A 22,244-nucleotide genomic window follows, 5' to 3' on the forward strand; every position below is an offset into this window, starting at 1 on the left:
CCGCGCGACGGGAAGGTCGGGCTTACTTCGCCAGTTCCTCGAGATACGCAATGCGCCGTGCGGCTTCACGCTTGGTCAGCGCCATGTCGAATTCCTCACCGGTTTCGTCGGTGAGCTGGCGCAGGGTCGCGGCCTGCTTGTCGGTCATGGGCTCGCGGGGATCGGCGGGAAGGTCCGCGCCGGGGTCGAGAACGAGATGGCTCTGGGTCATGCAAGCCTCCTTTCGATTGAAATGGAAACGCGCTTACCGCGCGCCGGTTCCCCTTGCTCTTGCTTCGCGCCGCAGCCACGATGACCGTTACCAATAGCCCCCGGAGGACCCGATGACCTTACGCGATGATGCGCTTGCCGTCCGCGAAAACGCCTATGCCCCCTATTCGGACTTCAAGGTCGGCGCGGCGCTTCGGTCAGCATCGGGCGCGGTCTTCAGCGGCTGCAACGTCGAGAACGTGGCCTATCCCGAGGGCACCTGCGCCGAGGCCGGGGCCATCGCCGCGATGGTCGCAGCGGGCGAGACCGAGATCGCAGAGCTTTACGTCGTCGCGGGCAGCGCGGCCCCGGTGCCGCCCTGCGGCGGCTGCCGCCAGAAGATCGCTGAATTCGCGGCGCCCGCCACGATGGTGACGCTCGCCACGCTCGACGGAACCGAAACCCGCCTCTCCGTGGGCGAGCTTTTGCCGGGCGCCTTCACGCAGAGCCACATGGACGGCAGCTGATGGAGCCCGCGCGGCTCATCGCGGGTCTTCGGCGCGGGCAAGAACCGGACGGTGCCGCGCTCGCCACGTTCGCGGCAGGTCTTGCGGACGGATCCGTCTCTGACGCGCAAGCCGGGGCCTTCGCGATGGCCGTCTGCCTGCGGGGCCTGAGCGAGGCAGGGCGCACCGCGCTCACCGAAGGCATGCGGGATTCGGGGCGGACGCTGAGATGGGATCTGCCGGGGCCCGTCCTCGACAAGCATTCCACGGGCGGTGTCGGCGATTGCGTGAGCCTCGTCCTCGCCCCGGCGCTCGCGGCGCTCGGCGTCTACGTTCCGATGATTTCGGGGCGCGGGCTCGGTCATACCGGCGGCACGCTCGACAAGCTCGAGGCGATCCCCGGCTTTCGCACCGCGCTCAGCGAAGCCGAGTTCGACCGCGCCGTGCGCGAGGCGGGCGCGGCCATTGTCGGCGCATCGGCCGATATAGCGCCGGCCGATCGGCGGCTCTACGCGGTGCGCGACGTGACCGGCACGGTGGAAAGCATCGACCTCATCACCGCGTCGATCCTGTCGAAGAAGCTGGCGGCAGGACTCGAAGGGCTCGTGCTCGACGTGAAGGTCGGCAGCGGCGCCTTCATGAAGACCGAGGAGGCCGCGACGGAGCTCGCCGAGGCGCTGGCAGAGACGGCCAATGCCGCCGGCTGCCCGACCGTTGCATGTCTGACCGACATGAACGAGCCCGCCGCCCCGGCACTCGGCAATGCGCTCGAGGTGCTGGAGGCGGTGCATGTCCTGAAAGGCGGCGCGCCCGAGGGGCGTCTGGCTGGGCTTACCGCGCTACTCGGCGGCGCGCTCCTGGCGCGCACGGGCCAGGCCGAAGACGCCGGGCAAGGTGCGGACAGGCTGCGCGCAACGCTTGCGGATGGGCGCGCGGCCGACGCCTTCCAGAAAATGGTCTATGCGCAGGGCGGACCGATCGGATTTGTCGAGACGCCTGCCCGCTTCTTGCCGGAAGCGCCGGTCATTCGCGAGCTTGCCGCGCCTGCCACGGGCCATATCGCGGCGATCGATGGCGAAGCGCTCGGCCACGTTGTCGTGCGTCTCGGCGGCGGGCGGCGGGTGGAGACCGACAGCGTCGACCCGGCTGTGGGCCTGTCGGATGTTCTCGGCCTTGGCGCGGAGGTGGCGCGGGGCCAGCCGCTTCTTCGCCTGCACGCGGCCCGGATCGAGGATGCCGACGCGGTCGAGGCAGCGCTCACCCAGGCGTTCTCCATCGCCGATCACGCACCGACGCCGCGCCCTTTGGGCCGGATCGCGACCGGCCTCTGACGCCGGACCTGCCCTTGCCGTGACCCGCACACCGGGCTAGGCCCTCAGATCATTCGGTCCAGAGGAGCTGCCATGCCCCGCGCCTTTCTCGTCGTCATGGATTCCGTCGGCATCGGCGGCGCGCCCGATGCGGATCGGTTCTTCAACGACGGGCTTCCGGATACCGGCTCGAACACGCTCGGCCATATCGCGGAGGCCTGCGCGGCGGGCCAGGCCGAAGAGGGGCGGAGCGGCCCCCTGCATCTGCCCCATCTCGACACGCTGGGCCTGTCGCAGGCGGTGGCGCTCGCATCCGGGCTGACGCTGCCCGATCTCGGGGGCGGTGAGACCTCGGGCTACTGGGGCGCGGCTACCGAAACCTCTCCCGGGAAGGACACGCCGTCCGGCCATTGGGAACTCGCGGGCCTGCCCGTACCGTGGGACTGGCACTACTTCCCCGATACACACCCCGCTTTCCCGGAGGATCTCGTTGCCGAGGTCTGCAAGATCGTCGGCACGGACGGCATCCTCGGGAATTGTCACGGCTCCGGCACCGTGATGCTGGACCGCTTCGGCGAAGAGCATATCCGCACGGGGCGGCCCATCTGCTACACCTCTGCTGACAGCGTCTTCCAGATTGCCGCCCATGAGGAACACTTCGGGCTCGAGCGGCTGCTCGATCTGTGTCAGCGCATCGCGCCGCGCCTCCATGATATGCGCGTCGGCCGCGTCATCGCCCGGCCCTTCATCGGCGCTCCGGGCACTTTCCAGCGGACAGCCAACCGTCGCGACTACGCGATCCGCCCGCCGCAGCCGGTCCTGACCAACTGGGCGCAAGATGCCGGACGCACCGTCCGCGCCATCGGCAAGATCGGTGACATCTTCTCGATGGAAGGGATCGACGAGCTGAGAAAGGGCGCGGATGCGGATCTCATGCGCCATCTCGGCGAGGCCATCGACGAGATGCCCGAAGACAGCCTGACCTTCGCCAATTTCGTCGAGTTCGACAGCCATTACGGCCATCGGCGCGATGTGCCCGGTTATGCGCGTGCGCTCGAGTGGTTCGATCGCGAACTCGGCGCGCTGCTGCCACGCCTCCGCCCCGGCGACATGCTCGTTCTCACCGCCGATCATGGCAACGATCCGACCTGGACCGGGACCGACCACACCCGCGAACGCGTTCCCGTGCTGATCGCGGGGCTCGGGACCGGCAGCCTCGGCCAGATCGCCTTCGCCGATGTCGCGGCCAGCATCGCCGCGCATCTCGACATCCCCTCTCAAGGCCCCGGAGCCTCCGCCCTATGATGAAATACGACACACCCCATACCGAGGAAAGCCTCGCCGCCATCGCTGAGATGCCGAAGCTGGAACTGCACCTGCACCATGAGGGCGCAGCGCCGCCGAGTTTCATTCGCGGGCTCGCGAAGGAAAAGGGCCTGAATCTCGACGGTGTCTTCCGCTCCGATGGAAGCTACGCTTTCTCGGGATTCGAGCACTTCCTGAGCGTCTACGAGGCAGCCACCACCGTCCTCAAGACACCCGAGGATTACCATCGCCTGACCGTCGCCCTTCTGGAGGAGAGCGCCTCCAACGGCGTGATCTATACCGAGAGCTTCCTCTCTCCCGATTTCTGCGGCGGCGGCGATCTTGGCGCGTGGCGCGAATACCTCGCCGCGATCCGCGAGGCGGCGGAGCTGTGCGAGCGCGACATTGGCATCACGCTCAGGGGCATCGTCACCTGCGTACGCCATTTCGGGCCCGACAAGGCCAAGAAGGCCGCCCGCTGCGCCGCCGAGACGGCGGGCGACTTCATCACCGGCTATGGCATGGGCGGGGACGAGAACCGCGGCAGCCTGAAGGATTTTGCCTATTCCTTCGACATGGCGCGTGAGGCCGGACTGCAGCTCACCGTCCATGCGGGCGAATGGCGCGGGCCGCGCGAGGTGGCCGAGGCGGTCGACGATCTGCGCGTCTCGCGCATCGGACACGGCGTGCGCGCGGCAGAAGATCCCGCGCTGATGGACCGGCTCGCCGAGAACGGCATCTGCCTCGAGGTCTGCCCCGGCTCCAACGTGGCGCTCGGTGTCTATCACCGGCTCGAGGCGCACCCGATCGAGACGCTGCGCGACCGCGGCGTGCCCATCACCGTCTCCACGGACGATCCGCCCTTCTTCCACACCACGATGCGCGACGAATACGTCTCTCTTGCCCGCACTTTCGGCTGGCAGGCCGAGGATTTCGCGCGACTCAACGCAACCGCCCTCGCCCATGCCTTCTGCGACGAGGTCACCCGCGATGCCATCGCCAAACGCCTGGAGGCCCAATGACACCCGATACGCTCAAGATCGTCGATCACCCGCTCGTCCAGCACAAGCTGACCATCATGCGCGAAAAAGAGACCTCGACCGCCGTGTTCCGGCAGCTCCTGCGCGAGATCTCCCAGCTCCTGGCCTACGAGATCACCACCGATCTGCCGATGACCACCAAGACCATCGACACGCCGCTGCAGCCGATGGAAGCGCCGACGCTCGACGGCAAGAAGCTCGCGCTCATCTCGATCCTGCGCGCGGGCAACGGCCTTCTGGACGGCGTGCTGGAGCTGATCCCCTCGGCGCGGGTCGGCTTCGTCGGCCTCTACCGCGACGAGGAGACGCTGGAGCCCGTGCAATACTACTTCAAGGTGCCCGAGGGCCTGTCCGACCGTGTGACCATCGCTGTCGATCCGATGCTCGCCACCGGCAACAGCTCGGTCGCGGCGATCGACCTTCTGAAACAGGCGGGCGCGACGAATATCCGCTTCCTCTGTCTTCTCGCCGCACCCGAAGGGGTGCGCCGCATGGCCGAAGCCCATCCCGATGTGCCCGTGGTGACCGCCGCGCTCGACGAGCGGCTCAACGAGAAGGGCTATATCGTGCCCGGCCTCGGCGATGCCGGAGACCGCATGTTCGGAACTAAATAAGCGCATGCAGAGCTTTACAGGCGCAACTTGTTGCTGCATCGTCGGCCTAATACGCCTGTGGGGGGCTTTGAGATGAAGAAACTGACTTTCACCGCGGTGGCCGCGATGGCCGCATCCGTCGTCTTCGGAGATGCCGCTATCGCGCAGCAGCGCTCGACCGATGTGCCGCAGGAATTTCCGCCGGCCTCCTACCAGGGCCGTCAATACGTCGACAGCCGCGGATGCGTCTATATCCGGGCCGGTGTCGACGGCGCCGTGAGCTGGGTGCCGCGCGTGAACCGCGCGCGCCAGACGCTCTGCGGCCAGACGCCGACCTTAGGGGCACAGGCGACGCGGACCGCCGCACCCGAGGCGCGCGGTGCCGAACAGATCACCATCGACAACGCGCCCACCCCTGCCCCGCAGCCCGCGCGCACCGCAGCGCCAGCCCCGCAGCCACAGCCACAACCACAGCGCGTGGTCCGGCAAGCGCCGCCGCCCGAGCCGCAGGCGACCAAGCCCGCGCCCAGGATCGTGCGGACCGCACCGGCCCCCGCCCCGACGCCTGCTCCGCAGCGCGTCGTCCGCCAGGCCGCGCCCGCGGCGACCGCCGCGGCACCGACAACGGACGGATCACGCTGCCAGGGCGCATCGGCCATCTCGCAGCAATATATCGGCAACAACCGGGGCCTTGCGGTTCGATGCGGCCCGCAAGCGGCAAGCCCGGTGACGGTGATCCGCCGCGGCGAGGCTCCGACCGGCAAGAACGTCTACATTCGTGAGGGCTACGACGAAGGGAACCTTCGGATGGCCCCGGAGACGCCGCGCGGCCCGGGCCCGACGATCGTGCCCGACCAGGTCTTCGCGACGCTCTCGGCCGAGCAGGAGACGATCGTGCCCGCCGGCTACGAACGCGCCTGGGACGACGACCGCCTGAACCCGCGCCGCGCCTTCCAGACGCCCGACGGCTATTACGCCACCCAGCAGGTCTGGACCAACACGGTCCCGCGCCGGCTTGTCGCGACGGCGGACCGGCACCGGGTCAAAGACCCGATCATCGTTATCCCGCAATGATACAGCGGCAGCTCTAGCTGCCGCAAATCCCCTGAAGGCGGACCCATTCGGCATCCGTCAGCACCGGCGTGCTGCCTTCGTCGCGGCGCGGATCGGCCTCGATCAGGGGCAGAGTCGTCTCGCCCGTCATGTCGAGCGCATAGGCATAGGGGCTCGATCGCAGTTCAGCCGCCGCGAAGGCCGCGAGCAGCGCATCATTCGCAACAGGCGGCGGCGGCATGCTCATCAACGCCTCGGCATGATCGTCGAGCGCCCCCTCGGGAAGCTCCCCCGTGGTCAGCAGCTTCATCGTCGCGAAAAGCCCCGCCCGTTCGAGAAGATCGACCAGCGGATCACTGGCGCGGGCCCGGAGCGCCTCGGCCAGCACGTAGCCTGCGGTCACGTCCGGATCTTCCGGATCTTCGACGATCTGCGAGTTGATGAGGATGAACCCGCCCGGCAGGTGGGCGGTGTCGGGCACGCCCCCGCGCAGAACGGTCAAATCACCGCCGCGGCCCTCGCCCAGAACCCGGCGGCCGAGCGCGCGCAGCGGCTCTTCGGCCTCGGCGGAGCGGCAGGGCTGACCCGCGACCCGCTCGATCCGTTCAAGAAGGGCCGCACCGATCTCGTCGCGCTTTACATCGGGAACGACCTCGACCGAATAGGCCAGCAGCGCGCCCGGAAGCCAGAGCGCGGCCGCGAGGACCGCCGTCGCGGCGATACCGCCGCCGATCCAGAAGCGCAGCTTGCCAGGATGCGGCCGCCCGCGCTCGATCGCGCGCAACACGCGGTCGATGGCCTCGGCCATGTCGCGCGCATCCTCGCCCAACTCGAGCGTCTCGCGCGGATCGCCGTCGGGATGATAGATCGCTGGGATCTCGCCGCGCGGCGTCGCGCGTTCGATGGCGGCAAGCGACCAATGCGCCAAGGCGCGCTCGGTGAAATCGGAGATCGTGACGCTCGCCTCGCCCATGGAGACCACGACCTCGCGCCGCTGCGCCTCATCGCTCTCGCGCCAGAGGCCCGTCGCCTCGAGACGCTGGTATTGGGTTAGGGCTGTCATGCGCTCCGGTGCTGCTCTGCCTGCTTGGCGCGACGCTACACTCAGGCAACGGGATCGGCAATCGACTGCGTGTCGCGGCGTCCGGCTACAGCTCTTTCGCCTGCGCCCGCAGCTGGAACTTCTGGATCTTGCCGGTCGAGGTCTTGGGCAATTCCTCGAACACCACCTTCTTCGGTGTCTTGAAGCCCGCAAGCCGCTCGCGCGCGAAGGCGATCAGCGTGGCCTCGTCCACATCGGCCCCGGCTTTCAGTTCCACGAAGGCGCAGGGCACCTCGCCCCATTTCTCATCCGGCTTGGCGACCACCGCGCAGAGCGAGACCGCCTCGTGCTCCATCAGCACGCCCTCCACCTCCACCGAGGAGATGTTCTCGCCGCCCGAGATGATGATGTCCTTGGCGCGGTCCGCGATGCGGATATAGCCATCCTCCTCGAGGATCGCGATATCGCCGGAATGGAAATAGCCGCCCGTGAAACTCTCGCGCGTCGCTTCGGAGTTCTTGTAATACCCCTTCATGACGCCGTTGCCCCGGAACATGATCTCGCCCTTGGTCTCGCCGTCACGCGGCACCTCGGCCATCGCCTCGTCCGTCACGGTGACATGGTCGAGGAACGGCATCGCCACACCCTGCCGGGCCTTGAGATCGGCCCGCGCCGCGCCTTCGGTGCCATCCCATTTCCGCTGCCAGGTGCATTCGGTGCCGGGACCGTAGGTTTCCGTCAGCCCGTAGACATGGGTGACGTTGAAGCCCATCGGCTCGATCTTGGCGAGCGTCGAGGGCGCGGGCGGCGCACCGGCCGTGAAGACCTCCACAATCTGCGGGAAGTCGCGCCGCTCGTCCTCAGGCGCGTTGATGAGCGTGTTGAGCACGATGGGCGCGCCGCCGAAATGGGTGACGCCCTCCTCGGCGATGGCCTCGAAGATCGGCTTCGCGGCGATCTCGCGGCAACAGGCGAGCGTGCCGCCCACGGCAGGCATCATCCAGGTGTGGCACCAGCCGTTGCAGTGAAAGAGCGGGACGATCGTGAGGTAGACGGGGTTCAGCACCATCCGCCAGGACAGAACCTGCCCCATCGCGTTCAGATAGGCCCCGCGGTGATGATAGACGACACCTTTGGGCCGACCGGTCGTGCCGGAGGTGTAATTGAGCGCGAGGCTCTCCCACTCATCCTCCGGCATGATCCAGCGTGCCTGCGGGTCGCCCGTCTCGAGCAGATCCTCGTAGGTCATGTGCCTGCCCGTGGCGCTGCGGCCCGCGACCTCGTCGACGATCTCGACGATCTCGGGGCCCCCGCCCTCCATCTCCTCCCGCGCGGCCTCGGCTAGCGGAACGAGGTCGCTGTCGACGAGCGCGATCTTCGCGCCGCCATGCTCGAAGATATAGGCGACCGTGCCGGTATCGAGCCGCGTGTTGATCGCGTTCAGAACCGCACCCGCCGCGGGCACGCCGAAATGCGCCTCCGCATGCTGCGGGATGTTCGGCAGAAGCGTAGCCACCACGTCGCCGGAACCGATCCCCTTGCCGGCGAGCGCCGAGGACAGCCGGGAGACGCGCGCGTGATACTCGGCGTAGCTCTTGCGCCAGGATTTGTAGACCACCGCCAGATGATCGGGGAAGACATCCGCCGCGCGCCTCAGGAAAGACAACGGCGTCAGTGGCGTGTAATTCGCCTCGCAGCGTTCAAGCCCCGTCTCGTCCGGCAACCAGCCCATATCTCTCTCCTCCCCTATCCAGTGCCGTGCAAGGTGACCAATCCCCGCGCGGCTGGCAAGGTCGCACAGACAGGGGCGCTGCCCCTCTTCGGGCCCTTGGCCCGAATTCACCCCGCGGTATTTGCGCCAACCCAAAGACCAAAGGCGCGCGTCCCCTCTTTGGATTGGTAAAAATACCGCGGGGAGCGCGAGGGGCTGGCCCCTCGCCGGCGCAACCTCGCCCAAAGGCGTCGGCCCCGGATCAGCGTCGTTGCGCGGCACCAAGCTTTGGCTATCAATGGTTCCATGATCATTTCGCCCGGGCGCGGCTACATCTTCGTGCATATCCCAAAGACCGGCGGCACGTCGTTGGCGCTGGCGCTCGAAGCGCGCGCCCATCGCGACGACATCCTGATCGGCGACACGCCAAAGGCGCAGGCCCGGCGCAACCGGGTCAAGACATTGAATGGCGCGCAGGGGCGCATCTGGAAGCACAGCCGCCTTGCCGATATCGAAGGCGGGGTGCCGCAGGACACGCTCTCGCGGCTTCAGGTGGTCACGCTCGTGCGCAACCCCTGGGACCGGATGGTGAGCTATTATCACTGGCTGCGGGCGCAGGATTTCGATCATCCGGCCGTCCATCTCGCCAAACGAACCCATTTCGAGGGGTTTCTCTCAGATGAGGCAAACGCGGCGGCGATCGCGGCGCAGCCCTATCCGTCCTATGTCACCTGGTCTAACGGCGCGGTCGCACCGGCGCTCTATCTGCGCCTCGAAGCGCTGGACGAGGATCTGCCCGCCTTCGAAAAGGTGCTCGGCTTCAAGCTCGACATGCCGCATGTGAACCGCTCGACGCGAGAGGCGGAATGGCAAGGGTATTACACACCGGAGCTGCGCGACCGGGTTGCAGAGCTCTGCGCGCCCGACATCACGCGATTTGGCTATAGGTTCGAGTCGACCTGACCGAGACGTTGCAAAGCGCGAATTTGCAAACTTCTCTGGATCAAGCACAAAACTTCGCAATGCAAGCGGCTTTGCAAAAATTTGCAAGCGCTAACAGGCGATTTCTGCAAACTTTTTGTCGCAGAGCGCCGCGAATGTTGCCGCGACGCTTGCCAGACCCGCCTGACGCTCCGTAACACGTGACCGCAGGGACCAAGGAGCGAGGGAGGCCATCACATGAGCTACGCCGAGATATATGAAAGCTGGAAGCGTGACCCGGAGGCCTTCTGGCTCGAACAGGCCGGCGCCATCGACTGGGACGAAGCGCCGACCCGCGCGCTCTATGACCGGGGCGATCATCTCTACGAATGGTTCGCCGAGGCGAAGGTGAACACCTGCTACAACGCGGTCGACCGTCACGTGGAGAACGGGCGCGGCGACCAGGCGGCGATCATCTATGACAGCCCGGTCACCGATACCAAATACGCAATCACCTTCGCCGAATTGCAGGAGCAGGTCGCGCGGCTTGCGGGCGCGCTTCGCGCCAAGGGCATCGAGAAGGGTGACCGCGTCATCATCTACATGCCGATGATTCCCGAGACCGCCGTTGCGATACTGGCCTGCGCGCGGCTCGGCGCGATCCATTCGGTAGTCTTCGGCGGCTTTGCCAGCCATGAGCTGGCCGTGAGGATCGACGATGCCGAGCCGAAGGCGATCATCGCGGCCTCCTGCGGGATCGAGCCGGGGCGGACCGTCTCCTACAAGCCGCTTCTCGACGGGGCCATCGAGGAGGCAAAGCACAAACCCGACTTCACCGTGATCTTCCAGCGCGAGCGCGAGGAGGCCGCATTGATCGACGGCCGCGATCACGAATGGCACGCTTTCCAGGACGGGGTCGAGCCTGCGCCCTGCGTGCCCGTCGAGGGCAATCATCCCGCATACGTCCTCTACACCTCGGGCACGACCGGCGCGCCCAAAGGGGTCGTTCGTCCGACCGCAGGCCATCTCGTGGCGCTGCACTGGTCGATGAAGAACATCTACAACGTCGATCCGGGCGAGGTATTCTGGGCGGCGTCCGATGTCGGCTGGGTGGTCGGACACAGCTATATCGTTTACGCGCCGCTCATCGCCGGGAACACCACCGTCCTTTTCGAGGGCAAGCCGGTGGGCACGCCCGACGCCTCGACCTTCTGGCGCGTGATCTCAGAGCACAAAGTGCGTTCTTTCTTCACCGCGCCGACGGCGTTCCGGGCAGTGAAACGCGAGGATCCGGAGGCCAAGATGCTGGCCGATTGGGATATCGGCCATCTCCGTGCGATCTACCTCGCGGGCGAGCGCGCCGATCCCGACACCATCGAGTGGGCGCAGCGCGTCACCGGAAAACCGATCTATGACCATTGGTGGCAGACCGAGACCGGCTGGACCATCGCGGGCATGCCCGCGGGCATCGAGACGATGCCGGTCAAGATCGGCTCGCCCTCGGTCGCGATGCCCGGCTACGATGTGCAGATCCTCGACGAGGGCGGCACCCCGGTCGCGCCCGGCAATCTCGGCGCGATCGCGATCAAGCTGCCGCTGCCGCCGGGCACTCTGCCGACCCTCTGGAACGCGCCCGAGCGGTTCCGCAAGAGCTACCTCGCGCATTTCCCCGGCTATTACGAGACGGGCGACGCGGGCATGATCGACGAGGACGGATATCTCTACATCATGGCGCGCACCGACGACGTCATCAACGTCGCGGGGCATCGCCTCTCGACCGGCGCGATGGAAGAGGTTCTGGCCGGCCACCCGGACGTTGCCGAATGCGCGGTGATCGGGGTCGCGGACGACTTCAAAGGGCAACTTCCCATGGGCTTCGTCTGCCTCACGAAGGGCGTGAACCGCCCGCATGACGAGATCGAGAAGGAATGCGTCAAACGCGTGCGGGACCAGATCGGTCCCGTCGCGGCCTTCAAGCTCTGCAAGGTGGTGGACCGCCTGCCGAAGACGCGCTCCGGCAAGATCCTGCGGCGCACGATGGCGTCCATCGCCGATGGCGAGGACTTCAAGATGCCTGCCACCATCGACGATCCGGCCATCGTCGACGAGATCCGCGAGGCCGTCGGCACGATGGGCTATCCCAAGGGCTGAACGCGCACGAGATGCCGGGGCTCAATGCGTCCCGGCCAGGCGGCCGCGTTTCCCTTCTGTGCGGATATCCTGAAGGAGATAGTCGTCGATCTCAGCGTGGTCCGGGCCGGACATGACGCTGACGACACCCGTGCTTTCCACGATCACGGCGCGCACCTCCGCCATGTGATGCACGTTCGCCTGGCGCAGCTTTGCGAGCAAATCGTCATGGGTCATGTGCGCGGCCTTCATGTTGTCCCACAGCACCTCGCCGTCGCGCATCACGAGAAGCGGTGTCGTATCGACGAGACGACGCACCCAGTCGAAGCGCGTTCGCAGGGGCGCCATCGCCATCTTCCACGCATAAAGCGCCGCAATGGCTCCGATCCCGATCCAGAAATTCTGATCGGGTGTGGTCAGCACGCTCGCCAGCACCGAGCCGATGGCAACCGTGACGGCGAAGTCGAAGGCCGACATCTTCGAAAATGAGCGCAGCCCCAGAATGCGCGTGAGAAGGATGATCGTCGCCATGATCGCGACGACCTTGATCAGCATGTCCAGAAATTCCATGACCGCGCACCTTTCGCCAATACGGTACAACGACGCTCGGACGCAGGTGTTCCTGCAGGCTTCGACGTCCGTCTCCGCTTATCCGTGATCGTGGCCGGTATTGCGCGGATCCATCATGCCTTCCTTCACGCCGAAACGGATGAGCGCCACGTTCACGGGGTAGGCCGCCAAAAGACCGCAGGACAGGGACAGGATCAGGGCAGTCCAGAAGCGCACATCGCCCAGGCCCGCATCGCCCCCGGCCCAGATGCTGACGCCGATGGCAGTGACCTCCATCACGGTGATCGAAGGCGTCTCGGCCAGCGCGGCATCCTTGAACGCCTGGCTCGCGGCCATGCCGCCCTGCATCAATGGGCCGACGGTCAGCGCAAACCCCGCCACATAGGCGAGGCAGAAGGTGGTGACAGCCACCCAATGCGTCGCCAGGGACAACACGCCGGCGGCGAGGACGACGCCCGCGATCTCGCCCATCCCGCAGCCCGAATAACAATGCGCCACCGAGCGCGCCGCGCGGCGCCAGAGACCGTCGGAGGCGATCTTCTTCCTGCCCGACCAGCGATAGATCATCAGGCCGAACGGCCCCGAATAGAGGACGGTCAGTGCCCAGACCACCTTCATCAGCGGCATCAGATGCGCGTTTCGAACGCGCAGGTCCCATACCGTCCATGCGAGGCAAGGCACCATCACCAGAAGCCAAAGGGTCAGAAGCCGTTGGGACTCAAGAAGCTCGGTCATGAACGCGAAACGAACGCCGCCTTTGCGTGTTCCTCATCGCTTGATGCGGTGATCTCTTCCAACGGATAGCGTCCTGGCCGGACCCGCGCCCGGCCAGCGCAATACCCACAGCTCGTCACCCTGCAGCTCGCTCGAAAATGCCTGCATCGTCATCGCAGTCATTCAATGACGGCGTTATCTTTTCGAGGACTGACTCCAAATACCGGGAATCCGGCGAGCCCTTTGCAAACAATGTTCACTTAACGGATGCAGCGGCTCAGACTTATAACGAGTGTGACATGTATTCAGATTGGTCAGCCTAGCACGGTCTATATCCGGGTTTCTCCAGACCCGATCCCCGTCTTTAAATGCAAAGCGTGATATTAGTTCCCACGACCTCCCCTGCTATCATCGCAGTTGACATCGCGAGAGAACGGCCATCTTTTGGATGCCGGTGCAGCGGAAACCTGCGCGCCTCAGGGGGCAGGATATCGTGAAGAAAGAAGACTTTACTGGCGCCGTATCAGCGACAGAACCCGACTGGAGCCGAGAGCGCGCCGAAAGGCTCTGGTCACCGTCGCACCGTCTCTTGAAGTCCATCCGCCGTTACCAGGCAGCATCCGGCCCGTTCAAAAAGATCATCCAAGCCTATTGGGTGTTTCAGCATCGTTTCTGGTCCATCGTCACTGCAGCGGATATCCCGATCAACTCGCGCATTGGCGGAGGTCTTTTGCTGCCGCACCCTACAGGGGTCGTCGTGCATCCCGAGTCGATCATTGGGCCGAATTGCCTGCTGTTTCAGCAAGTCACCGTTTCAGGCGGGGTCGAAATTGGCGGTCATGTCGATATCGGGGCTGGCGCCAAGCTGATTGGGCCTCTCAAGATCGGGGACCATGTTCGGATAGGAGCCAACGCGGTCGTCACCTCTGACGTGGCATCCGGCACCACCGTCGCTGGCGTTCCTGCACGCGTTCTCAACACAGGCGCAATCGACTGACGATCGCGGCCGATTGGGCAATCATTCTCCGATCTGCACGAGGCACAGACGCAATTCACCCGCGCGCATCGCCCGTCCCCGGCCTCGCCTCAGGCGCTGCCTTCGGAGCGATAGACCGTCACCTCCGGCAGATCGGTGAGCGGGATGTTCAGAAGCCGCATCGCCGGCAAGGACAGCCGGCTGCCGCTGCCTGCGGGCGCGGGGCGCAGCTCGACCTGCGCCGATTCGCCGTTCGCCAGTTCAACCCGTCCCGGCGTCACCGCATCGACGAGCGGAGTCTCGAGCCAGAAACCGGGCTCCGCCGCCGCGCCCAAGGACACGACCACCTGCCCGAGCTCGGCATCACCGCCCTGCGCGGGCGCTGCCGCGGCCTGCCGCTCGGCATCCGTCGAGGTATCGAAATCGTCCGCTGTCACCGCGTTTGCCGGAGGCCGCACCGGCCCGCCCGTCGCCGCCGGAGCGGCGCTCTCGGCAGGTGCAGCGGCGCTTGGCCCCGGATCCGACTGTCCGGCCCCGAAAAACCCTTCGACCTGGCTGCATCCGGCCATCAGGGCCGGAACGGCGAGGAGTGCGATGCGCGATAGCTGCATGTGTCGAGACCTTTGTCCTGTCTGTCTTTCGGCGCCGATACTTGCTGGCGACGCCGCGAATTACTAGACTCTGACACATGAATACGCCGCTTATCGACCCGTTCCAGCGCCCGATCTCGTATTTGCGCGTCTCCGTGACCGACCGATGCGATTTCCGCTGCGTTTATTGCATGTCCGAGAACATGCAGTTCCTTCCCAAGAAGGAGCTGCTGACACTCGAAGAGCTTGACCGCATGTGCTCCACCTTCGTGCGACTCGGTGTCGAGAAGCTCCGCATCACCGGTGGAGAGCCGCTGGTCCGGCGGGACATCATGACCTTTTTCCGGTCCATGACGCGCCATCTCGAGGCGGGCGATCTGAAAGAGCTCACGCTGACGACCAATGGCTCGCAGCTGGAGCGCTTCGCGGACGATCTCTACGCTGCGGGTGTGCGCCGCGTGAACATCTCGATGGACACGCTCGACGAGCAGAAATTCGCGGATGTCACCCGCTGGGGCCGCCTGCCCCAAGTCATCCGCGGCATCGATGCGGCCCAGCGAGCGGGCTTGCGGGTGAAGATCAACGCGGTTGCGCTCAAGGGCTTCAACGAGGACGAGCTTTTCACCATGACCGAATGGTGTGCGGCACGCGACATGGATCTGACCTGGATCGAAGTCATGCCGATGGGCGATATCGGCAACGAGGACCGGATCGGCCAGTACTGGAAGCTCACCGATCTGCGCGCGCGTCTCGCCGAGGAATACACCCTGACGGACCTGCCCGAGCGGACTGGCGGCCCGGCCCGCTACGTGCGGATCGAGGAAACCGGCCAGAAGATCGGCTTCATCACGCCGCTCACGCATAATTTCTGCGAAAGCTGCAACCGCGTGCGCCTGACCTGCACCGGCGAGCTGTTCATGTGCCTTGGGCAAGAGGACAACGCGGATCTGCGCTCTGCCTTGCGCAACCATCCCTCCACCGACGCGCCGCTCGAAGAGGCCATCCGCGCGGCCATCGCGCTCAAGCCCAAGGGCCACGATTTCGACTATTCCCGTCAAAGCGTGGATGGTCGGGTCTCGCGCCACATGAGCCATACCGGCGGGTAGAGCGCGATCGGCGCCTTGGTCCAAAGTCATCCTCAGGCATGTCCCGAGGGTCGACCACCCCACGCAAAAGGCCGGCCCCTCGGGACCGGCCTTTTTACGTCGCGCGCCGAAAAGCTCAGCCGTTCCAGGCCTTGTCGGTTCCTCCAAGCCCACCTTCCAGGACCCGCGTCGGCAGTCCGATCCGGTCGAGCACGGTAAAGAAGGGTTTGGGGTCCATCTCCTCGACGTTCTTCATCGTCTTGGCATCCCAATCGCCTTGCGAGATCAGGATCGCCGCGGCGACCGGCGGCACGCCCGCGGTATAAGAGATCCCCTGGCTGCCGACCTCCTCGTAGGCCTCCTTGTGATCGGCCACGTTGTAGACGAACACCTCGGCGGGCTTGCCGTCCTTGGTCCCCTTCACCAGATCGCCAATGCAGGTCTTGCCGGTATAGTTCGGCGCAAGGCTCGACGGGTCCGGGAGGCAGGCCTTCACGACCTTGAGCGGAACGACCTCCTGCCCTTCGGCCGTGGTGACCGGATGCTCCGACAAAAGCCCGAGGTTCTTCAGCACCGTGAATACCGTGATGTAGCGCTCGCCGAAGCCCATCCAGAAGCGCACATCGGCCTCGGGGTAGTTCACCGCCAGCGAATGCACCTCGTCATGGCCCGACTGGTAGGCGCGCTGCGTGCCCACGATCGGAAGATCCCAGTCACGGCCCGAGGCGAACATCTCGGTCTCCTTCCACTGGCCGTCTTCCCAGTAATAGACCACCCCGGTGAATTCCCGGAAGTTGATCTCGGGGTCAAAATTCGTGGCGAAATACTTGCCGTGCGAGCCTGCGTTGATGTCCACGATGTCGATGGATGCGACCTCATCCATGTATTCGTCGATCGCGTGACGCGCGAAGGCGTTCACCACGCCCGGATCGAAGCCCGCGCCAAGGATCGCGGTCACGCCTTTCTCGGCGCAGAGATCGCGCTTCTTCCACTCGTAATTGGCGTACCAGGGCGGCGTTTCGCAGATCTTGTCCGGCTCTTCGTGGATCGCCGTGTCGATATAGGCGGCACCCGTCTCGATGCAGGCGTCAAGCACGTACATGTTGACGAAGGCGGAGCCCACATTGATGACGATGTCCGCCTTCGTCGCGCGGATGAGGTCCGCGACCGCCGCGCTGTCGCGCGCATCGACCTGGTGCGGCTGGATCCGGCGATCCTCTTTCATCGCGCCCTTCTCGCGGACGTTTTCGATGATCGCCTCGCATTTGGAGATCGTCCGCGAGGCGATATGAATATCCCCCAGGATGTCGTTGTTCTGCGCGCATTTATGCGCCACGACCTGCGCGACACCGCCTGCGCCGATAATCAATGTGGATTGGGTCATCTCGAAACCCCCTTGGTCTTCCGGGTGGGTTTGGCCGCTCAGGAGAGCGCGGCGCGAAAATCGTCGTAGGTGAAATCACGGACCAGCCGCTCCGTGCCGTCCAGCTCACGGATCGCGATGGCGGGCATCTTCACCCCGTTGAACCAGTTCTTCTTGACCATCGTGTAACCGGCCGCGTCCTCCACGGACAGCCGGTCCCCCGCCTTCAGCGGTTTCGGAAACCGGAATTCGCCGAAGATATCGCCCGCGAGGCAGGACTTGCCGCAAATCATCCATTCCTCGGGGCCCTCGTCGGGGCTCATCTTCGCGCTCTCGCGATAGATCAGCAGATCGAGCATATGCGCCTCGATGGAGCTGTCGACGATGGCGAGGTTCTTGCCGTTATGGAGGGTGTCAAGCACCGTCACCTCGAGCGTCGTCGATTCGGTGATCGCCGCCTCTCCCGGCTCGAGATAGACCTGCACCTCGTTTTGCCCGGCGAAGCGCTTCAGCCGCTCTGCGAACTTCTCGAGCGGGTAACCCTCGCCGGTAAAATGGATGCCGCCGCCGAGGCTGATCCAGTCCATCCGGCGAATGAGATGGCCGAAGCGTTGCTCGATCATGCCGAGCATGGCGTCGAAGCGCTCGAAATCGGCATTCTCGCAATTGTTGTGGAACATGAAGCCCGACACCATGTCCGCCACGGGCTCGATATCCTCGGGCGCGTGTTCTCCGAGCCGCGAGAAAGGCCGCGCGGGATCGGCGAGATCGAAATCGGAGGTAGACACGCCTGGATTGACGCGAAGGCCCCGCACATGGCCCGCGCTCTGGCTCTCGAAGCGCTTCAGCTGCGCGGCGGTGTTGAAGATCACCTTGTCGGAGACCTGCATCACCTCGTCGATCTCGTGATCGGCCCAGGCCACGGAATAGGCATGCGTTTCCTTGCCGAAGGTCTCGGCGCCGAGCTTGACCTCGAAGAGCGATGACGAGGTCGTTCCGTCCATGTACTCGCGCATGAAGTCGAAGACGCCCCAACTTGCGAAACATTTCAGGGCCAGAAGCGATTTCGCGCCCGAAGTCTCGCGCAGCCAGGCGATTTTCTCCATGTTCGGCAAAAGCCGGGACTTGTCGATCAGATAATAGGGCGTCTGCATGGCGGGCGCTCCTCGAGGCCGGTCGGTCGCGTTCGGGGGCGATATAAAACCGCGCCCCCCCCGGGGCAAGCCGACGGACCAAGGCCCGCCCCATCTCCTTGGGTTGGCGAAAATACCGCGAGGGGTGAATTCGCGCCTCCCCGAGGCGCGAAGAGGGGGCTCGCAGCCCCCTCACCGCCCGATGATCGGCACGATCAGCGGGCCAGAGACGCGCGCGGCCCCGCCGCGCACCGAGGGGATCACGCCGCCGGCAGACGCCGTTCCACGATCTCGGCCCAGAACGAACAGCCCGCCGGGATCGCATCATCGTTGAAATTGTATTCGGGGTGATGCACCGCCGCGCTGTCGCCGTTGCCCACAAGGATATAGGCGCCCGGCCGCTCCTCCAGCATGAAGGCGAAATCCTCGCCGCCCATGACCAGCTCCGCATCCGCGCACTCGCCGGACACGGCCCGGCCCGCCTCGGCGGCATACCCCGTCTCACGCTCGGAATTGACCATCACGGGGTAATTGCGGTGATACTCCACCGCCGCCGTCGCGCCGAATGCCCGCGCGGTATGGTCAGCGATCTCCGTCAGGCGCGTCTCGGCCAGATCGCGCATCTCGGGGGCGAGCGTGCGAACGGTGCCTTTCATCGTCACCCGCTGCGGGATCACGTTGAACGCTTTCGACGAGGTCTCGAAGGAGGTGATGGATACGACGATCTGGCCCACCGGATCGGCGTTCCGCGCGGCGATGCTTTGCGTTGCCGTCACGATCTGCGCCGCCGTCACCGTGGGATCGATCGTCTCGTGCGGTTTGGCGGCATGACCGCCCCGCCCTTCGACAACGATCTCGAACACATCCGTTGCCGCGAAGAAGGCCCCGGGCCGGATCGCGAAGCTGCCGACGGGCATCCCCGGCCAATTGTGCATGCCGTAGACCTCCTCGATCCCCCAGCGCGCCATCAGCCCGTCCTCGCACATCTCACGGCCGCCGCCGCCACCTTCTTCGGCCGGCTGGAAGATCACCACGCAGGTGCCGTCGAAATTCCGCGTCTCTGCCAGATACTGTGCGGCCCCGAGCAGCATCGCCGTATGTCCGTCATGCCCGCAGGCATGCATCGCACCATCGGTTTTCGAGGCATAATCGAGCCCCGTCGCCTCGTGGATGGGCAGGGCGTCCATGTCCGCGCGCAAGCCCACCGTGCGGCCCGACGCGGTGCTCCGGCCCTGGATCACGCCGACGACGCCGGTGCGACCGATACCTTCGACCACCTCGTCGCAGCCGAACTCGCGCAGCTTTTCGGCGACGAAGGCCGAGGTGCGATGCGTGTCGAACAGGATCTCTGGGTGCTGATGCAGATCGCGCCGCCAGGCGGTGATCTCGTCATGCATCTCGGCAAAGCGGTTCTTGACCGGCATGGGGGCTCTCCTTGGGGTGAGGAAGTCGCCCGGAGAGTGCCGCAGCCTCACGGAAGCTGCAAGCACCTGCCGCGTCGCACCCGGTCAGAGGTTCGGGCCAGGCACCATCTTTGATCCGTCCGAGAAACGCGCGAGCCGGAAGCGGGACATCTCGTGTCCGGTCTCGCCCCCCGTCGCCAACGCGCCGGCGATGCGCCCGAAGGCAGGGCCGATGCCGAATCCGTGCCCGCACATGCCCGTGGCGACGGTGAGACCCGGCAGAGCGGCGACATTGTCCACGACCGGAACGACATCCGGCAGAACGTCGATCATGCCCGCCCAGGCGGTGCGAACGGTGACCTCGCCCGCCTCCGGAAAGGTCTTCGCAAAGGCGCGGGCGGCGTCTTCGGCCTTGGCGCGGTTCGGCTCGGGATTGAGGATCCGCATCGCCTCGAAAGGCGAGGCCGAATCTTCCGCCCAGTTTCGTGGCGTGAACCAGGCGTCGGGGAAGCCTTCGGGCGCGCGGACGCGCAGCTTCACCTCGAAGCCGCCCTGGCGCAGCACGGGAATATATTTCAGCGCTGCGCGGATCGCGTCCGGCCCGACATGAAGCTCCGACAGGGTGGAGGGCGCCAGCGTGTAGCCGCCATCCTCCCGCGGGCGAAAGGCAAGCCGGTCGTCGACCCCCGCGGTGCCCGTAACCTGAGGCAGCGGCCCGGTCTCGAGCGCGGTGGAACGCACGGAGAGTTGCGGAATCGAAATGCCGTGCCGCCGCAGCAAGAGCGAGGACCACGCACCTCCCGCGAGAATGACCGCATCCGCTTTCACGCGGCCACGTTCGGTCACGACGCCGGTGACGCGCCCGCCCTCGATCTCGAGCGCACGGGTCGCGCAACGCTCCACGATCCGTGCGCCGGCATCCCGCGCAAGCCGCGCCAATTCGGGCACCGCGACCCAAGGTTCGGCCTTCATGTCCGATGGCGTATAGAGCCCGCCGACCCAATCGCCTTGCGCGCCCGGCACCGTCTCGGAGATCTCCGCCCGGCTCAGCATCCGCGTGGAGACGCCATGCGCCTGCGCCTCGGCGAGCCAGCCTTCGTAATTCTTCAGGCTCTTCTCGCTGCGGGTGAGGTAATGCACCCCGATCTCCGCAAGGCCGAGCCGACCCTTGCAATCTTGGTCAAGCTCCTGCCAGATCCGCTGGGCTTCCTGCGCGATGGGGATCTCGGCCATGTCCCGGCCCTGCACGCGGATCCAGCCCCAATTGCGCGAGCTTTGCTCGGCCGCGATCCGCCCCTTTTCGAGAAGCGCCACGTCGTGACCCGCACGCGCCAGCGACAGCGCCGCCGAGACACCGATCACGCCGCCGCCGATCACCACGATCCCGACGCGGCCCGGCGGCACGCCGCCATGTTCGGCAGGGGTCTGAAGCGTGAAGGGAAAGCTCATGCCGACAGGTGCTCCACGAGGCGGCGCATGAAGTGCCGCCCCTTCTCGAATTCCGCAACGGTGATGTATTCGTCGGGCTGGTGCGCCACGGCGATGTCGCCCGGGCCGCAGACAACCGCCTTGTAACCGGCCGCCTGGAAATGGCTCGCCTCGGTGCCGTAGCTGACATGATGCGATGCGTTGTCGCCGGTCAACTGGCGGACCAGAGCCTCGGCACTGTTGTCCTCTTCGGGCACGAAGGTCGGCAGCGAGAACGTATCGACCACTTCGATCGAGGCTTCGGGCCGTATGGCTTTCATCCCCGCCTCGATCTCGGCGACCTTGTCGAGGAGCCGCTCCCGCCAGGACAGCGGATCCTCCCCCGGAACCACGCGGAAGCCGAGGCCGAACTCGCAGTCCTTCGCCGTGATGTTGTGCGCCGTTCCGCCGGAGATCTGACCGATATGCACGTTCGTGTAGGGCGGATCGAAGAGCGCGGCCAAATCGGACGGCTTCGCCGCCGCCTGTTCGGCATTGACCTCGTTCGCCCAGGTGATGAGCTTGGCGCCCTCCATGATGGCCGAAACGCCTTTATAGAGGATCGAGGAATGCACTTCGAACCCGTGGACATGCACCCAGAAGCTGATACCGCCTTTATGGCCGGTCACCGCCTGCATCGTCGTCGGCTCACCGACGATGACATCTCGCGCACGCGGAACCACACCCTGCATCGCCGCGATCAGCGGCGGCGCGCCGGTGCAGCCGACCTCCTCGTCATAGCTGAGCGCGATCTGCATCGGTCGGCGCACACCGGCATGATGCGCCTCCACCAGGGCCCAGATCGCCAGCGCGTCGAACCCTTTCATATCGGTCGTACCGCGCCCGAAAAGCTTGGCGTCCGCTTCCGTGAGTTCGAAAGCGGGCCGCGTCCAGTCCTGCCCGTCCGTCGGCACGACGTCGGTGTGGCCCGAGAGAATGACGCCGCCCTCCTCGTCCGGCCCCACATGTGCGAAGAGCGCGGCCTTGCTGCGGTCCTCGTTCCAGTGCCGATGCGCCGCGATGCCGTGCGTGCCCAGATACTCCTCCACCCAGTCGATCAGCGGCAGGTTGCTGTCGCGCGAGACGGTCGGAAACTGGATAAGCGCCGCGAGGATCTCGCGGGCCGAAAGGCGGTCGGTCATG

Annotated in this window: 21 protein-coding genes; 10 read left to right on the plus strand and 11 right to left on the minus strand. The window is 65.7% G+C overall.

Annotated elements, in window-relative coordinates; translation table 11 throughout:
- Nucleotides 1–22 precede the first annotated feature (22 nt).
- Nucleotides 23–211 (minus strand): DUF3072 domain-containing protein, encoded by a 189-nt coding sequence (locus BM171_RS04315; protein WP_093009590.1) that lies wholly within the window; start codon nt 209–211, stop codon nt 23–25.
- A 112-nt stretch (nt 212–323) separates the two neighbouring features.
- On the opposite strand from BM171_RS04315, the gene BM171_RS04320 reads away from it, so the two are divergent.
- The 6 genes from BM171_RS04320 to BM171_RS04345 all read left to right on the plus strand — a co-directional run bounded on the left by BM171_RS04320 (nt 324) and on the right by BM171_RS04345 (nt 6,017).
- Nucleotides 324–716, plus strand: a complete 393-nt coding sequence (locus tag BM171_RS04320) for a cytidine deaminase (RefSeq protein ID WP_093009591.1) — start codon at nt 324–326, stop codon at nt 714–716.
- A complete protein-coding gene (locus BM171_RS04325; RefSeq protein WP_093009592.1) occupies nt 716–2,026 on the plus strand; it encodes a thymidine phosphorylase in 1,311 nt (436 codons plus the stop codon). Before BM171_RS04320 ends, BM171_RS04325 begins: the two co-directional genes overlap by 1 nt.
- A gap of 72 nt (nt 2,027–2,098) precedes the next feature.
- Nucleotides 2,099–3,310, plus strand: coding sequence for a phosphopentomutase (locus BM171_RS04330; protein WP_093009593.1), 1,212 nt, complete (start codon nt 2,099–2,101; stop codon nt 3,308–3,310).
- The gene (locus tag BM171_RS04335) at nt 3,307–4,332 is read left to right on the plus strand and encodes an adenosine deaminase (RefSeq protein WP_245760179.1); all 1,026 of its coding nucleotides are present in this window, start codon (nt 3,307–3,309) and stop codon (nt 4,330–4,332) included. Before BM171_RS04330 ends, BM171_RS04335 begins: the two co-directional genes overlap by 4 nt.
- Nucleotides 4,329–4,964 carry a uracil phosphoribosyltransferase gene (gene upp / locus BM171_RS04340; RefSeq protein ID WP_093009594.1) on the plus strand — a complete coding sequence of 212 codons (636 nt, stop codon included), beginning with the start codon at nt 4,329–4,331 and terminating at the stop codon, nt 4,962–4,964. Before BM171_RS04335 ends, upp begins: the two co-directional genes overlap by 4 nt.
- Before the next feature lie 72 nt (nt 4,965–5,036).
- Complete coding sequence (locus tag BM171_RS04345) at nt 5,037–6,017, plus strand: hypothetical protein (RefSeq protein ID WP_093009595.1); 981 nt, start codon at nt 5,037–5,039, stop codon at nt 6,015–6,017.
- A 13-nt stretch (nt 6,018–6,030) separates the two neighbouring features.
- On the opposite strand, the gene BM171_RS04350 is transcribed toward BM171_RS04345, so the two are convergent.
- Together BM171_RS04350 and BM171_RS04355 are read right to left on the minus strand one after the other, a co-directional pair.
- Entirely contained in the window at nt 6,031–7,059 is a 1,029-nt protein-coding gene (locus BM171_RS04350; RefSeq protein WP_093009596.1) for a hypothetical protein, read from the minus strand.
- 85 nt (nt 7,060–7,144) lie between these two features.
- Nucleotides 7,145–8,770, minus strand: a complete 1,626-nt coding sequence (locus BM171_RS04355) for an AMP-binding protein (protein WP_093009597.1) — start codon at nt 8,768–8,770, stop codon at nt 7,145–7,147.
- A 285-nt stretch (nt 8,771–9,055) separates the two neighbouring features.
- Between BM171_RS04355 and BM171_RS04360 the strand changes: the two genes are divergently transcribed.
- Nucleotides 9,056–9,712 carry a sulfotransferase family 2 domain-containing protein gene (locus BM171_RS04360; RefSeq protein ID WP_093009598.1) on the plus strand — a complete coding sequence of 219 codons (657 nt, stop codon included), beginning with the start codon at nt 9,056–9,058 and terminating at the stop codon, nt 9,710–9,712.
- A 216-nt stretch (nt 9,713–9,928) separates the two neighbouring features.
- The gene (locus BM171_RS04365) at nt 9,929–11,821 is read left to right on the plus strand and encodes a propionyl-CoA synthetase (protein WP_093009599.1); all 1,893 of its coding nucleotides are present in this window, start codon (nt 9,929–9,931) and stop codon (nt 11,819–11,821) included.
- Nucleotides 11,822–11,842: 21 nt separating this feature from the next.
- Here BM171_RS04365 and BM171_RS04370 read toward each other — a convergent pair whose 3' ends face one another.
- Nucleotides 11,843–12,370: a DUF421 domain-containing protein gene (locus BM171_RS04370; RefSeq protein ID WP_093009600.1), complete on the minus strand. Its 528-nt coding sequence runs from the start codon at nt 12,368–12,370 to the stop codon at nt 11,843–11,845.
- A 78-nt stretch (nt 12,371–12,448) separates the two neighbouring features.
- Nucleotides 12,449–13,105, minus strand: coding sequence for a DUF4396 domain-containing protein (locus BM171_RS04375; RefSeq protein WP_093009601.1), 657 nt, complete (start codon nt 13,103–13,105; stop codon nt 12,449–12,451).
- Between the two features lie 472 nt (nt 13,106–13,577).
- Between BM171_RS04375 and BM171_RS04380 the strand changes: the two genes are divergently transcribed.
- Nucleotides 13,578–14,081 carry a serine O-acetyltransferase gene (locus tag BM171_RS04380; protein WP_152463050.1) on the plus strand — a complete coding sequence of 168 codons (504 nt, stop codon included), beginning with the start codon at nt 13,578–13,580 and terminating at the stop codon, nt 14,079–14,081.
- Nucleotides 14,082–14,170: 89 nt separating this feature from the next.
- Here the strand turns inward: BM171_RS04380 and BM171_RS04385 are convergent, their stop codons facing one another.
- Nucleotides 14,171–14,671: a hypothetical protein gene (locus BM171_RS04385; RefSeq protein ID WP_245760180.1), complete on the minus strand. Its 501-nt coding sequence runs from the start codon at nt 14,669–14,671 to the stop codon at nt 14,171–14,173.
- 77 nt (nt 14,672–14,748) lie between these two features.
- On the opposite strand from BM171_RS04385, the gene moaA reads away from it, so the two are divergent.
- A complete protein-coding gene (moaA, locus tag BM171_RS04390; RefSeq protein ID WP_093009603.1) occupies nt 14,749–15,756 on the plus strand; it encodes a GTP 3',8-cyclase MoaA in 1,008 nt (335 codons plus the stop codon).
- A 115-nt stretch (nt 15,757–15,871) separates the two neighbouring features.
- On the opposite strand, the gene BM171_RS04395 is transcribed toward moaA, so the two are convergent.
- From BM171_RS04395 to argE, 5 genes are all read right to left on the minus strand, one after another.
- Nucleotides 15,872–17,119 (minus strand): saccharopine dehydrogenase family protein, encoded by a 1,248-nt coding sequence (locus BM171_RS04395; protein ID WP_093009604.1) that lies wholly within the window; start codon nt 17,117–17,119, stop codon nt 15,872–15,874.
- 38 nt (nt 17,120–17,157) lie between these two features.
- On the minus strand, nt 17,158–18,252 hold the full coding sequence (locus tag BM171_RS04400) for a carboxynorspermidine decarboxylase (RefSeq protein WP_093009605.1): 1,095 nt from the start codon (nt 18,250–18,252) through the stop codon (nt 17,158–17,160).
- A gap of 239 nt (nt 18,253–18,491) precedes the next feature.
- Nucleotides 18,492–19,655: a M20 aminoacylase family protein gene (locus BM171_RS04405; protein ID WP_093009606.1), complete on the minus strand. Its 1,164-nt coding sequence runs from the start codon at nt 19,653–19,655 to the stop codon at nt 18,492–18,494.
- A gap of 84 nt (nt 19,656–19,739) precedes the next feature.
- Nucleotides 19,740–21,083 carry an NAD(P)/FAD-dependent oxidoreductase gene (locus BM171_RS04410; protein WP_093009607.1) on the minus strand — a complete coding sequence of 448 codons (1,344 nt, stop codon included), beginning with the start codon at nt 21,081–21,083 and terminating at the stop codon, nt 19,740–19,742.
- The gene (gene argE / locus BM171_RS04415) at nt 21,080–22,243 is read right to left on the minus strand and encodes an acetylornithine deacetylase (RefSeq protein ID WP_093009608.1); all 1,164 of its coding nucleotides are present in this window, start codon (nt 22,241–22,243) and stop codon (nt 21,080–21,082) included. Before argE ends, BM171_RS04410 begins: the two co-directional genes overlap by 4 nt.
- Nucleotide 22,244: the final 1 nt, after the last annotated feature.

The organism is Roseivivax halotolerans (assembly GCF_900115815.1).
In the GTDB taxonomy this organism is placed as follows: domain Bacteria; phylum Pseudomonadota; class Alphaproteobacteria; order Rhodobacterales; family Rhodobacteraceae; genus Roseivivax; species Roseivivax halotolerans.